A 12,371-nucleotide genomic window follows, 5' to 3' on the forward strand; every position below is an offset into this window, starting at 1 on the left:
CTCAACCCGCGTCGAGCACATCCTCGGCCAGTTGCACCACGTCGGACGGCGCGCGCAGGTACTTGCCCGTCTCGCTCTCGTTCAGCACGATCACCCGCGCGCCGTTTTTCACCTGATCCGCAAGGTGGATGATGTCCTGGTTGAACAGCCGGATACAGCCCGAGGACACCGCGTGCCCGATGGAGGCAGGGCTGCGCGTCCCGTGAATGCGGTAGAGCGTGTCCTTGCCGTTCCGGTACAGGTACAGCGCCCGGGCGCCGAGAGGATTGTCCAGCCCTCCTTCCATGCCGTCCTTGAACTGGTTGTAGACCTCCGGTTCGCGCTTGATCATGTTCTGCGTCGGCGTCCACCGCGGCCAGTCGCGCTGGTAGGCCACCTTCGCCTCGCCATTGAACGCGCGTCCCGCGGCACCGACCGCCACGGTGTACTGCATGGCCTGGTCGTTGCCCTGCAGGTGATACAGCTTCGTGGCACCCGGATCGACGATGATCGTGCCGGCCGGATACGGCGCGTAGTAATCCACCAGCTGGCGCTTCTTTTCCTCGCTGAGGTATTTCTCCGGCACCGCGGGAATGGTCATGCCGTTGTCTTGGGTCGACATGTACATGGACCGCGTCTCGGGCTGCAGCGGACGCTTTCGCGGCGGCTCGGGGGGCAGCACCTCCACCTCCGCCAAGTAGCCGTTTTCGGTCATTGCCACGTTGGGCACCGGTTGCGGTTGCGCCTCGGAGATGTCCGAGACCGGGGGAAGCGGACGCGCACAGGCTGCCACAAGCGCGAGAAGAACCAGCCCGGCGACCGGTTTGGGGACTTGCGATATCATGAGATGCCTTTCCAGTATTCTTCGAAAGGCAAACGGTTCGTCCGGCTCGATTGTTCCGCCGCTCGGCAGCGGTTTGCCATCATCCGCACACAAAGCCATACTCACGACAACCAAACGGACGGAAATCATGCCCCAGGACCTGCCTTTTGACGGTGCCATCACACGATACGCCGAAAACGATGCTCCAAAGGACGTGCGGGCGGCCATCGCCTCCGCCGACAAGAACGACATTCTCGACGCGGGCTATCCTTACACCGAACAGATGTCCGGCAAGGACTACGACAAAGAGCTCGAGGCGTTGCAGATCGAACTGGTCAAGATGCAGGCGTGGGCCAAACAGGAAGGCCACCGGATCGCCATGGTCTTCGAGGGCCGCGACGCGGCCGGCAAGGGTGGCACCATCGCGCGCTTCCGCATGAACCTGAACCCGCGCGGTGCCCGTGTCGTGGCGCTTCCCAAGCCGACCGACCGCGAAGCGACGCAATGGTACTTCCAGCGCTACGTCGACCACCTGCCCGCGGCCGGCGAGATCGTCTTCTTCGACCGGTCGTGGTACAACCGCGGCGTCGTGGAACATGTCTTCGGTTTCTGCACGGCACAGCAGAGGGAGCACTTCTTCTCTCAGGTCCCGGACTTCGAAAAGATGCTGGTCGATGAGGGCATCCACCTCTTCAAGCTCTGGCTCAACGTGGGCCGGGCCGAACAGCTCCGCCGGTTCCTGAAACGCGAATCCGATCCGCTGAAACAGTGGAAACTGAGCTGGATCGACGTCGAGGGGCTGAGCCGCTGGGAGGCCTATTCCGCCGCGATCCAGGAGACGCTGCACCGCTCGCACACCGCCGCCGCGCCTTGGACCATCATCCGGTCGGACGACAAGAAACGCGCGCGACTGTCCGCGATCCGGCACGTGCTGACGCATCTCGACTATTCACGGAAGGACCAGCAGGCACTTGGCCATCCTGACCCGGCGATTTGCGGCGGACCGGACATCTGGGACGCCTGAGCCCTTTCCCTGCCCCGGCGCGCAGGCTAAGTCCCTGAGAAACGGAGGTGTCCCCCGAACATGGGCAAACGCGGCTACCATCACGGCAACCTGCGGCAGGCGCTGGTCGAAGCAGCCCTGCAACTGATCGAGGAAAAGGGCCCCACGGGCTTTACCCTGTCCGAAGCGGCCAAGCAGGCGGGCGTCACGCCCGCGGCGGTCTACCGCCATTTCGCGGGCCGCGAAGACCTGATCGCCGAAGCCGCGCGCCAAGGGTACGAAATCTTCGCCGACGTCATGCAATACGCCTACGACAAGGGGCAGCCCTCGGCGCTGGCAGCGTTCGAGGCGACGGGCCGCGCCTACCTCGCCTTCGCCCGGCGCTACCCCGGCCACTACATCGCCATGTTCGAAAGCGGCATCTCGGTGAACGACTCGCCGGAACTGGCGCAGGTCTCGGCCCATGCCCGCGGAGTGCTGGAACGGGCCGCGGCGGACCTATCTCAGCACATTCCGCCCGACAAGCGCCCACCCGCGTCGATGTTCTCTGCACACATCTGGGCCCTGAGCCACGGTGTCGTGGAACTGTTCGCCCGAAACTCTCCAGGAACGCAAGCTCCCTTCCCGCCCGAGGATCTATTGGAGAGTGGCATTGGCGTTTACTTGCGGGGGCTAGGATTGATTCCACCCGAGAATTGATGCAGGTCCGCGATCAGGTTGCCGTGTGGATGGAACAGGTCGTGTGTCTCCCCGCCTCCCATTACGGCGCAGCGCTCATTAGCTCCAGCATCTTGCGTGCGCGCACAGCCCAACTGTAATTTCGCTCCAGATCGCTTTTTGCGGCGGCTCCCAAGGCAGAGCGGAGGGTTTCGTCTGAAAGCAGGTCCCGCAACCGTTGCGCCCAGACTTCTGGCTCGTCCGGCGGACACAACAGAGCATTGCGTCCATCTTCAAAGACCTCGCGAAGATTCGGCAGATCCGACGCCAGGATTGCCCGGCCGAGCGCCATGTATTCGAAAGCTTTGAGCGGGGACGTCCACGCTCCGATGTCGGCACCGCCCTCCGCGGAAACGTTGCGTGCATTTGGAAGCAGTGCCACATCCAAGGCGGCGATTTGTGCGGCGACACTGGACGGGGACACCCGCGGCAGAACACGCAGATTTGCTGGCGCGCCGTGTGCAAGTTCCAAACGCCTTTTCTCGGGGCCGCCGATCACAACGACGTCCGCCTCCGGCACCAGCCCAGCCAGTTCGCACACAAGTTCCGCACCTTTTCCCGGCAAAAGCGAACCAACATAACCGGCGACAGGGCGTCCGCGATCAAGCGTTCCTTCCGGCGTGATACTTCCGACAACGTCTGCACCATCCTGCAGCACCGCGATGTGTTCGCGAGAAACAGGCCAGTGCCCCGCTATGTGATCAGCGAGTGCCGAGGTGATTGTCACGATCCGCACTCCCTTTGCCAGCGCACGGCCGAGGTCGCGCTCCCCGCGACTTCCTTTGTGAGGGGCGTGATGCAATTCGAGTACAGTCGAAATTCCAAAGCGCGCGGCAATCACGGCGACGTGTATGTCGCGCGTCAGTACGCTGCGCCGCGCCAATCTGGCGGACAAGACTGCCCTCATTCGCCACCCGCCGCCAGTGAAGGGGTTGCTGCGGTCGTAGAGTTGCATGGGCACAGGCCGTCGGGCACCGTAGTAGCGCGCCAGCCCTTCAGGCGAAGAATCGCCTGTCCCTCCTTTGAGCGCAAATAGCCGAACGTCCGCCCCGGCATCCAGGAGAGCTAGACACATCCGCATGACATGAACGCTGTTTGCGGATTCGGAAGGCAGTTCGGAACGTGCGATGTAGGCGAGCCGCATCATTGCCTCCGTCGCGCATTGCAGTTTCGCCATCCGCCGCGCATTTGTCCGTCACCACACTTCGCGCAGTCCTGCGATGTCAGGGCGGATGATCTGTCTTCAAGAAGTTGCAAGCCCTACCGGGTAAGTATCGGAACGGCAAGGAAAACAACTTGTCCCTGCGTTGCAAAGAGACGTTCTCAGCTCACGTCGGGTCGGCGAAGAAAAGAGTGCCGCCTTTGAAAGAAAAACGCACCGGGCCGCGTGAATAGCAGACCGGTGCGCTTTGCTTCGTGCAGCGATGAATTGTATCAGCGCTTCGAGAACTGGAACGAGCGGCGTGCCTTGCGCTTACCGAACTTCTTCCGTTCCACGACGCGGCTGTCGCGGGTCAGGAAGCCGGCGGCCTTCAGCGCGGAACGCAGTTCCGGGTTGTAAAGCTGCAGAGCCTTGGAGATGCCGTGCTTGACCGCACCGGCCTGACCGGTCAGGCCGCCGCCCTTCACGGTCGCCATCACGTCGAATTCACCTTCGACGCCGGCAACCTGGAACGGCTGGCGCAGGATGAGCTGGAGCACCGGACGCGCAAAGTACTTGTCCTGGTCCTTGCCGTTCACCACGACCTTGCCGGAGCCCGGCTTGATCCAGACACGTGCGACGGCGTCCTTCCGCTTGCCGGTGGCATAGGAGCGGCCGAGTTCGTCGCGAACCGGCTCACGCGGGGCTTCTTCGACGCCCTGGACTGCACCGATATCGTCGGTCACGGCCTTGGCGAGGTCATCAAGAGAGTTGATCTGTTCAGCCATGATTACACCCGGGTGTTCTTGGAGTTCTTGGTCTTGACGTCCAGAACTTCGGGGTTCTGGGCATCGTGCGGGTGCTCCGCGCCTGCATAGATGCGCAGGTTGGTCAGCAGCTGGCGCGACAGGCGGTTGCCCGGAAGCATGCGCTTTACGGCCTGGAGCACCACGCGCTCGGGGTGTGCACCCTCGAGGATCTGCGCCTTCGTGCGGGACTTGATGCCGCCCGGGTGGCCAGTGTGCCAGTAGAAGTTCTCTTCGCGCTTCTTGCCGGTCAGCTGGACCTTGTCGGCGTTCACGATGATGACGTTGTCACCCATGTCCATGTGGGGGGTGAAGGACGGCTTGTGCTTGCCGCGCAGCCGTGTGGCGACGATCGCAGCGAGGCGGCCGAGAACGATGCCTTCGGCGTCGATCACGATCCACTTCTTGTCGATGTCTGCCGGAGTTGCAGAGAAGGTTTTCATGTGTGTCGTCCGTTTCGATAGAGAAGGGCCGAGGTCACCCCCGGCCCGAAATTCGATGGACGGTTCATAAAGCCGCCCCCAGGTCGCGTCAAGCGCGCTTTATCCAAATTTAAGAAGCAAAATCAATGGCTTGAAATTATGGTATCATTTTACCCCACAAAATCGTCCCGATCGAGCCGCCAGCATTGCCGATGACCCCGCCTGCCCGCCATCACAAGCTCGGCCGTGGTCACAAGACGCGCGCCCAGTTTGGCCGTCGCGCGCTGGGATCGCAGGTTTTCCGGGTCGATATGCAGCCACACGTGGTCGTGCCTTTCAAAGGCCCATCCGAGCATCAGCGCCTTCAGTTCGCGGTTCACCGCCCCACCCCATGCCTCGCGAACAAGGAAGGTCGATCCGATGGCGATCCCTCCGGGCGTTTCCGGCGGTTCGTAGAAACGCGAACAGCCGATGACCTGCCCGCCGTCGCGCCTGCGTACGGTGACGGAGCCGCCAGAGGTCAGCAGATGGTCGAAGTATGTGGTGAAGGCCGCGCGCTCATGCCGGTCGCTGGCTGGATGACCCGCCCAGATCCCGGGATCGGAGGCCGCCTGGAACAACGGTTCGCGATCGGCCTCGACCAGCGGCCGCAGTTCAAGCGTCGCACCCAGCATGCGGTCCGGCAGTTCCCTCGCCCAGGTCATACCGTCATCCGTTCCGGCGGGTTGTCCAGCATGTCCCGCAGCCGCGCGATTGCCGTTTCGAAGGTCTTCAGCGACAGCTGCGCGTTCACGCCGATCCGCACCGCGTGGGGCACTCGTCCGTCGCGGGTCACGAATTCCTCTGCGGCGCGGATGCGCACGCCCTGCGCCTCGGCCGCCTGCGCGAAGGATCCCGCGCGCCAGCCCTGCGGCAATCTCAGCCAGAGGAACGGCACCTGTTCGTTCCAGGTCAGATCGTATCGCCCGAGGATGTTGACCGCGGCACGCACGTAACGGGCAATCTCCTCCCGGGCGCGGGTCGTGACCTCGTAGGTTTCCTCCCGCTCAAGCAGGTCCTCCACCAGCATGGCCAGCGGTTCGGACAGCCCGAAGAAGCCGTGCTCCGCCGTCTGCCGCAAGCGACGCGCCTGCGCCGCCGGGGCCACCACGAAACCGATCCTGAGACTGGGTGCCAGCGTCTTTGACAGGGAGTTCACGTACCAGCCGAGGTCCGGCAGCAGCGCGCGGTAGGTTGGCGCCCGCGACGGTCCCAGACGGTAGCAGTCGTCCTCCAGCACGTTCAGCCCGTGCCGGGCGGCGACCTTCGCGATCTCGTCCCTGCGCTCGGGCGGAGTGAACAATCCGGTGGGATTGTGCACCTCGGCACTGGTACAAAGCACCTGCGCCTCGTGTTTCTGGCACAATTCATCGAGCGCAGAGGGGATCAATCCGTGTGCGTCAATCGGAACCGGCACAATTTCCGCCCGTGCAAGCTGCGCCGCGCGGCGGAAACCGGGGTAGAAGACCTCCTCCACCAGCACGACCGGCGACGGCCCCTTCAGCACGGACTGCAAGACAAGTGACACGCCGGACTGACCGCCGTGCGACAGGACGACCTGATCTTCGTCCGCCGGCCCCAGCACCGCATCGGACAGCCAGCGCAGCACGGCCCTGCGGGCGGGCGCGTAGGCCTCGGCGGAGGGGTAGTCCATCAGTGAACGACGGGGCGTGTCGGCCAGTCGGCGCATGCCGTCGCTGATCAGGGCCACCTGCCCCACGTCCGGCGGGCGCGAGAAGTACAGGTTGATATTGTCTGGCGTCGTCTCGTCGAAACTCAGCAGCGGCCCCGGTGTCGGCGGCCGCTTGCGGTCGGCCACGTAGGTGCCGCGCCCGACCTCTGCCACCACCAGGCCGTCGTCGGTCAGGATGGTGTAGGCGCGGGCGACCGTGCCGGGGGTGATCTTCAGGTTCCAGGCGAGTTCGCGCACCGGGGGCAAGCGGTCGCCGACTCCCAAGTCGCCCTGCGCAATCGCCTGCTTCAGGGCGTCCGCGACGGCGCGATACTTGGGCCCCGCCTGTTGCGACTCATAGAGTTTCGAAATTGTATCCATCACAATAATTGGCTCGACCCTCTCCAGAACACATTGTATCAATCAAGATACCGAATACAGGTACTTTGTGTCAATACAATTGAAAGGATTTCCCATGGCACAGATCGTCACGCGTGAAGCACTGACCTACCTCGAGACGAGCCGCCCGCTCCCGCTGGTGGCAAGCATGGCGCTGCGTGTTGCGGTCGCCTCGGCGAAATGGGCTGAAAAGCGGCGCACGCGACAGGCGCTGGCCGACCTCGACGCCCATATGCTGAAGGACGTGGGAATCGACGCGCTGACCGCGCGGCACGAGGCCAACCGCAGGTTCTGGCAGTAACCCTGCCAGACAAAGCCCCGGAACCCTCGCTCCGGGGCCGCCGGCGGGCATCACTCCCGCCCGCCGGCATAATCTCTCGCACCCGCAGAATTAATACTTGATCGTCGCGCCCTCACCCCTTACGTGAGCCGGACTTTCGGAACCGATCCCAACCCTGCAGTTCAGGGGGGCGCTAAGGAACCGACTGGAACGCACTGCTGGCTTGAGGAGGCGAATGTCATGAAGGACATCACCCTCTTCCAACTGGGGTACGGTCTGGAGACTGGCGCCCACGAGGAAGACACCACCGGGACTTGTCCCGCACCCACCGCGCGCGACGTGTTCGACGAACAGCGCGACGACCATTTCATCCGCCGCGACGGCGCCGTCTTTGCCGGCACGCACCTCATCATCGAGGTGGTGAATGGCACAGGCCTCGATGACGAGGCGCGAATCCAGCAGGCATTCCGCGATTGCGTGGACACCTGCGGCGCGACGCTGCTGCACATCCACACGCACAAGTTCAGCCCGCAGGGCGTGAGCGGCGTGGCGGTGCTGGCGGAAAGCCACATCTCGGTCCACACTTGGCCGGAAATCGGCTATGGTGCCTTCGACGTCTTCATGTGCGGCGATGCGCAGCCGTGGCTGGCCGTCGACGTGCTGGCAAAGGCTTTTGCTACCGCCGACGTCCGCGTCCGGGAACTCAAGCGCGGCGAAGGTGTCGTGGCAGAGGCCGGGATCGCCGCCTGAAGGAACGGGAGCCCCGGCTAAACCCGCTGCGCGCCACCCCTCTCGGCGCGCCGATCCGGTCCCGAAGGGCGGCCCCGCGCGGCCCTCGGGACATTCACATTTGTTGACCCAAGGGAACCTTCCGGCGTCAGCGTCATTGTGGAATCATGCGGTTACGCTAATCGTGGACGCATGGGCAGGAGGAGACCATGGACGACACACCGCGCTGGATGCGCGAACAGCTTCACGGCGATTACGCCCAGGCGATGCGGGTGGACGATGTTCTGTACGACAGCCAGACCGACCATCAACGCCTGCGGGTGATCCAGAACGAGACCTTTGGCCGGGTTCTGACCCTCGACGACGTGGTTCAGGTCACCGAGAAGGACAACTTCATCTACCACGAGATGCTGACCCATGTGCCGATCTTCGCCCATGGCGCGGCGACCCGGATCTGCATCGTCGGTGGCGGCGACGGCGGCATGGCCCGCGAAGCACTGCGCCACAAGACGGTCAAGCACATCACCATGGTCGAGATCGACGCGGGCGTGGTGGAGTTCTCCAAACGCTACCTGCCGACGATCAGCGACGGCGCCTTCGACGATCCGCGGCTGGATTTGGTGATCGCCGACGGATCGGATTTCATGAAGACCACGAAGGGCGGGTATGACGTCATCATCGTGGATTCGACGGATCCGATCGGTCCCGGCGAGGCGCTCTATTCCAACAATTTCTACGCCAACGCCCGCAAGGCGCTGAAAGACGGCGGCATCATCGTCACGCAGAATGGCGTGCCCTTCATGCAGGGGGATGAGCTGACCCGGACGATGCGCGCCTTCCAGGCACTGTTTGCCGATGCCACCTGCTACCTCGCGACCGTGCCCAGCTACGCGGGCGGTCCCATGGCCTTCGGCTGGGGCACCGACAGCGGCGCGCGCCACACCGACGTGAACACCCTTCAGACACGCTTCTGCGCCAGCGGCATCCGCCCGCAGTATTACACGGCCGAGGTTCACAAGGCGGCCTTCGCCCTGCCCGGCTATATTCGGAAACTCTTCCCCTGATGCGCGTGGCGTGCACCGCACCGTCCGCGTCCCATCCCGCACAGCAAAAGGGCGCGCCCGGCAGGACGCGCCCTTTTCGCTCGAAAGCGGTCAGGTTCAGAGCTTCTTCTTCGCCATGCGCGCCAGCCCGCGGGCGGCCTGCGCTTCGGCGCTCTGGTGTTGACCGTAGGTGCTGTGGCCACGGTAATGCCCGTGAGTGCGCGACCGTGCGAAGGCGCCCACGGCGCGGCGGATAAGTCCTCCGATATTCATGTCGTGTCTCCTTTCAGCAATGCGACGGTTTGCGGCGTCGCTTGTGAAAGGTAAACGCGAAAACACGCACCGCGTTCCCACAAAACGACCCAGACGCGCGCCCGTGGCCTGCGCGCCACAGGTCAGTCAACCCGCGGGACGCGGCGGAATCGAATATGTGAGGCTGGCGTGAGCCACGGGCTTGTCGCTGCCCTCGCTGAACAAGAGCACGTCGATCACCGCCAGCACCTTGCCCATCTTCAGCACGCGCGCCTCGGCCAGCAGGTCCACGCCCGACGCGGGCTTGCGCATGAAGTCGATGGAGCAATGCGTCGTGACCGCCAGCGCCTGCCGCCCCACGTTGGCCAGAACCGCAACATAGGCCGCCACATCCGCAAGGCTGAACATCGCGGGACCGGACACCGTTCCACCGGGACGCAGGTGCCGTTCGTCGTTCACCAGGCGCATGACGATCCGGCTGTCGCCAAGCTCGTCGATGCCGAACATGCCCCTGACCTGCGGAAACACCTCATCCAGAAATTCCGTCATCTCGTCCGCAGTCATCACAGGCATTCGCTTTCCTCCATCTGTCGCGACAGCTAACCTTGCCGCAAAAGGGAGGACAAGATGCCCATTCTGGAACGCCACGACACCGGCCACATCGCCCACCTGCGCCTGAACATGCCGCAGAACCTCAACGCCCTGTCGGACGAGATGCTGGCTGCCCTTCAGGACCAGATCGACGCGCTGGCAGAGGACCGCGACACGCGCGTCGTGATCCTGTCTGGCGAAGGGCGGGCGTTCTGCGCGGGTCACGATCTCAAGCAGATGCAGGCGGCCCGGCAGGCGGATGACTACGGGCGCGCCTACTTCGCAGACCTGTTCCGGCGCTGCGCCTCCGTGATGGCCGGGCTGACCCGCCTGCCCCAGCCCGTCATCGCACAGGTCCACGGGATCGCCACCGCTGCGGGATGCCAGATGGTCGCCTCCTGCGACATGGCGGTGGCCGCGCGCGGCACTCGGTTCGGCGTCAACGGCGTGAACATCGGACTGTTCTGCTCTACCCCCATGGTCGCCCTCTCGCGCAACATTCCCCGCAAGAAGGCGTTCGAGATGCTGACCACAGGCCGCTTCATGACCGCCGAAGAGGCCGAGGCCACAGGCCTCATCAACGCCGCCGTGCCCGAGGCCGAGCTGGCCGATGCGACACGGACGCTGGCGGAAACCGTCGCCTCGAAACTCTCCGCCGCGGTCAAGATCGGCAAATCCGCCTTCTACGACCAGATGAGCATGCCGCTGGACGAGGCCTATGCCTATACCGGCGAGGTCATGGTGGAGAACATGCTGTGGCGCGACACCGACGAGGGGATCAGCGCCTTCCTCGAGAAGCGCGCGCCGGACTGGGCGAAGTAACCCGGCGGAATTCCATAAAGCACACTTGGAAATCCCCGAAACTTCGCCTACCTCCCGCGCATGGCAAAGACAGATACACTCCACATCGTTGGCGGCGGCATGGCCGGGTCGGAAGCGGCCTGGCAAGCGGCGAACATGGGCGTTTCCGTGGTCCTCCACGAGATGCGTCCGCACGTGAAGACCTTCGCGCATCGCACTGGCAACATGGGAGAAATGGTCTGTTCCAACTCCTTCCGCTCAGACGATGACGAACAGAACGCCGTGGGCCTCCTGCATTGGGAGATGCGCACCGCCGAAGGGCTGATCATCACGACCGCGCACCGCCACCGGCTGCCCGCGGGTGGTGCACTGGCCGTCGACCGCGACCCGTTTTCCGAAGCCATCACCAAGGCGCTGACCGACCACCCCAATATCGCGATCAGCCACGAGGAGGTGTCGGAGCTGCCGTCCGAGGGCCAATGGATCTTTGCCACCGGCCCGCTGACCTCGGAAAAGCTCGGCGCCGCGATTCAGGCAGAGACCGGCGCCGACCGGCTCGCCTTCTTCGACGCCATCGCCCCCATCGTCTATGCCGAGAGTATCGACATGGACGTGGCCTGGCGCCAGTCGCGCTACGACAAGGGCGAGACGGAGGAAGAGCAAAAGGCCTACATCAACTGCCCGATGACCAAGCCGCAGTACGAGGCCTTCATCGACGCACTCCTCGCCGCCGACAAGACGGAGTTCCACGACGGCGAAACGGCCACTTACTTCGACGGCTGCCTGCCCATCGAGGTCATGGCCGAGCGCGGACGCGAAACCCTGCGCCACGGCCCGATGAAGCCCGTCGGCCTGACCAACCCGCACAAGCCCGAAGAAAAGGCATACGCGGTGGTCCAGCTTCGGCGCGACAACGCGCTCGGGACACTCTACAACATCGTCGGCTTCCAGACGAAGATGAAGTACGGCGCGCAAGCCTCTGTTTTTAAAATGATCCCCGGACTTGAGAATGCAAGTTTCGCCCGCCTTGGAGGTATCCACCGCAACACCTTCCTGAACGCGCCGACCCTGCTCGACGCGCAGATGCGGCTCCGGTCGAAGCCGAACATCCGTTTTGCCGGCCAGGTAACCGGGGTCGAGGGCTACGTGGAATCCGCCGCGATGGGACTTCTGGCCGGTCGCATGGCCGCCGCCGAGATTCTCGGCCAGGCGCTGCCCGTCGTCCCTCAGGACACCGCCCATGGCGCGCTGGTTCACCACATCACCGGCGGCGCAGAGGCCAAGACCTTCCAGCCGATGAACGTCAACTTCGGCCTGTTCCGTCCCCTCGACGGGCTGCGCGGTGGCCGCAAGGGACGGCGTGAGCGCTACAAGGGCTACACCGATCGAGCCAAGGAAGAATGGAGCCGCTGGCTCGCCACCCAGAAGGAGCCCGCATGAACTACGTCCTCGCCCTCTTCCTGCCCCCGCTGTCGATCCTGCTTCTGGGGCGGATCATCCTGTCGATCATCGTCTTCATCATCTGGGTGCCCGCCATCATCTTCTCCGGCGGCCTGACGCATCCGATGTTCATCGTCCTCGCGTGGATCCTGATCTACCAGGCCGGTGAAGAGCGCCGCGCGCGCCGCTATGGACGCCGCGACGACTGACAAGCCTTGACGCGACCCTTGTTGC

At 64.0% G+C, this 12,371-nt stretch carries 16 protein-coding genes; 8 read left to right on the top strand and 8 right to left on the bottom strand.

The genetic code is table 11. From position 1 onward, the window contains the following. Nucleotide 1: 1 nt before the first annotated feature. On the bottom strand, nucleotides 2-823 hold the full coding sequence (locus tag QNI11_RS11370; protein WP_283980215.1) for a L,D-transpeptidase: 822 nt from the start codon (nucleotides 821-823) through the stop codon (nucleotides 2-4). Between the two features lie 127 nt (nucleotides 824-950). Between QNI11_RS11370 and ppk2 the strand changes: the two genes are divergently transcribed. After that, a complete protein-coding gene (gene ppk2, locus QNI11_RS11375; RefSeq protein ID WP_100930374.1) occupies nucleotides 951-1,826 on the top strand; it encodes a polyphosphate kinase 2 in 876 nt (291 codons plus the stop codon). Nucleotides 1,827-1,886: 60 nt separating this feature from the next. Continuing rightward, nucleotides 1,887-2,504 carry a TetR/AcrR family transcriptional regulator gene (locus tag QNI11_RS11380; RefSeq protein WP_283980216.1) on the top strand — a complete coding sequence of 206 codons (618 nt, stop codon included), beginning with the start codon at nucleotides 1,887-1,889 and terminating at the stop codon, nucleotides 2,502-2,504. 61 nt (nucleotides 2,505-2,565) lie between these two features. On the opposite strand, the gene QNI11_RS11385 is transcribed toward QNI11_RS11380, so the two are convergent. The 5 genes from QNI11_RS11385 to QNI11_RS11405 form a co-directional block, all read right to left on the bottom strand. Beyond that, nucleotides 2,566-3,666: a glycosyltransferase family 4 protein gene (locus QNI11_RS11385; RefSeq protein WP_283980217.1), complete on the bottom strand. Its 1,101-nt coding sequence runs from the start codon at nucleotides 3,664-3,666 to the stop codon at nucleotides 2,566-2,568. Nucleotides 3,667-3,956: 290 nt separating this feature from the next. Beyond that, on the bottom strand, nucleotides 3,957-4,451 hold the full coding sequence (gene rpsI / locus QNI11_RS11390; protein WP_100930370.1) for a 30S ribosomal protein S9: 495 nt from the start codon (nucleotides 4,449-4,451) through the stop codon (nucleotides 3,957-3,959). Nucleotides 4,452-4,453: 2 nt separating this feature from the next. Next, nucleotides 4,454-4,912 (bottom strand): 50S ribosomal protein L13, encoded by a 459-nt coding sequence (rplM, locus tag QNI11_RS11395; protein ID WP_100930369.1) that lies wholly within the window; start codon nucleotides 4,910-4,912, stop codon nucleotides 4,454-4,456. A 149-nt stretch (nucleotides 4,913-5,061) separates the two neighbouring features. Beyond that, a complete protein-coding gene (locus QNI11_RS11400) occupies nucleotides 5,062-5,595 on the bottom strand; it encodes a GNAT family N-acetyltransferase (RefSeq protein WP_283980218.1) in 534 nt (177 codons plus the stop codon). Next, nucleotides 5,592-6,983, bottom strand: coding sequence for a PLP-dependent aminotransferase family protein (locus QNI11_RS11405; protein ID WP_283983500.1), 1,392 nt, complete (start codon nucleotides 6,981-6,983; stop codon nucleotides 5,592-5,594). The genes QNI11_RS11400 and QNI11_RS11405 overlap by 4 nt, the downstream gene beginning before the upstream one ends. Before the next feature lie 94 nt (nucleotides 6,984-7,077). On the opposite strand from QNI11_RS11405, the gene QNI11_RS11410 reads away from it, so the two are divergent. The 3 genes from QNI11_RS11410 (at nucleotide 7,078) to speE (ending at nucleotide 9,074) form a co-directional block, all read left to right on the top strand. Continuing rightward, nucleotides 7,078-7,302, top strand: a complete 225-nt coding sequence (locus tag QNI11_RS11410) for a DUF1127 domain-containing protein (protein WP_283980219.1) — start codon at nucleotides 7,078-7,080, stop codon at nucleotides 7,300-7,302. Nucleotides 7,303-7,521: 219 nt separating this feature from the next. Then, complete coding sequence (gene speD, locus QNI11_RS11415) at nucleotides 7,522-8,031, top strand: adenosylmethionine decarboxylase (RefSeq protein WP_283980220.1); 510 nt, start codon at nucleotides 7,522-7,524, stop codon at nucleotides 8,029-8,031. Nucleotides 8,032-8,219: 188 nt separating this feature from the next. Next, the gene (gene speE / locus QNI11_RS11420) at nucleotides 8,220-9,074 is read left to right on the top strand and encodes a polyamine aminopropyltransferase (RefSeq protein ID WP_283980221.1); all 855 of its coding nucleotides are present in this window, start codon (nucleotides 8,220-8,222) and stop codon (nucleotides 9,072-9,074) included. Nucleotides 9,075-9,170: 96 nt separating this feature from the next. Here the strand turns inward: speE and QNI11_RS11425 are convergent, their stop codons facing one another. After that, nucleotides 9,171-9,326, bottom strand: a complete 156-nt coding sequence (locus QNI11_RS11425) for a hypothetical protein (RefSeq protein ID WP_283980222.1) — start codon at nucleotides 9,324-9,326, stop codon at nucleotides 9,171-9,173. Nucleotides 9,327-9,452: 126 nt separating this feature from the next. Next, nucleotides 9,453-9,878 carry a PaaI family thioesterase gene (locus QNI11_RS11430; protein ID WP_100930363.1) on the bottom strand — a complete coding sequence of 142 codons (426 nt, stop codon included), beginning with the start codon at nucleotides 9,876-9,878 and terminating at the stop codon, nucleotides 9,453-9,455. Between the two features lie 54 nt (nucleotides 9,879-9,932). Here QNI11_RS11430 and QNI11_RS11435 point away from each other — a divergent pair, with 54 nt between their 5' ends. The 3 genes from QNI11_RS11435 to QNI11_RS11445 are packed head-to-tail and all read left to right on the top strand — an operon-like array spanning nucleotide 9,933 to nucleotide 12,346. After that, nucleotides 9,933-10,718: an enoyl-CoA hydratase gene (locus QNI11_RS11435; RefSeq protein WP_283980223.1), complete on the top strand. Its 786-nt coding sequence runs from the start codon at nucleotides 9,933-9,935 to the stop codon at nucleotides 10,716-10,718. Nucleotides 10,719-10,778: 60 nt separating this feature from the next. Then, nucleotides 10,779-12,137 (top strand): methylenetetrahydrofolate--tRNA-(uracil(54)-C(5))-methyltransferase (FADH(2)-oxidizing) TrmFO, encoded by a 1,359-nt coding sequence (gene trmFO / locus QNI11_RS11440; protein ID WP_283980224.1) that lies wholly within the window; start codon nucleotides 10,779-10,781, stop codon nucleotides 12,135-12,137. Beyond that, nucleotides 12,134-12,346, top strand: coding sequence for a hypothetical protein (locus tag QNI11_RS11445; protein WP_283980225.1), 213 nt, complete (start codon nucleotides 12,134-12,136; stop codon nucleotides 12,344-12,346). The genes trmFO and QNI11_RS11445 overlap by 4 nt, the downstream gene beginning before the upstream one ends. Nucleotides 12,347-12,371 lie beyond the last annotated feature (25 nt).

The sequence above is a fragment of the Sagittula sp. MA-2 genome, assembly GCF_030126985.1.
Lineage (GTDB): Bacteria > Pseudomonadota > Alphaproteobacteria > Rhodobacterales > Rhodobacteraceae > Sagittula.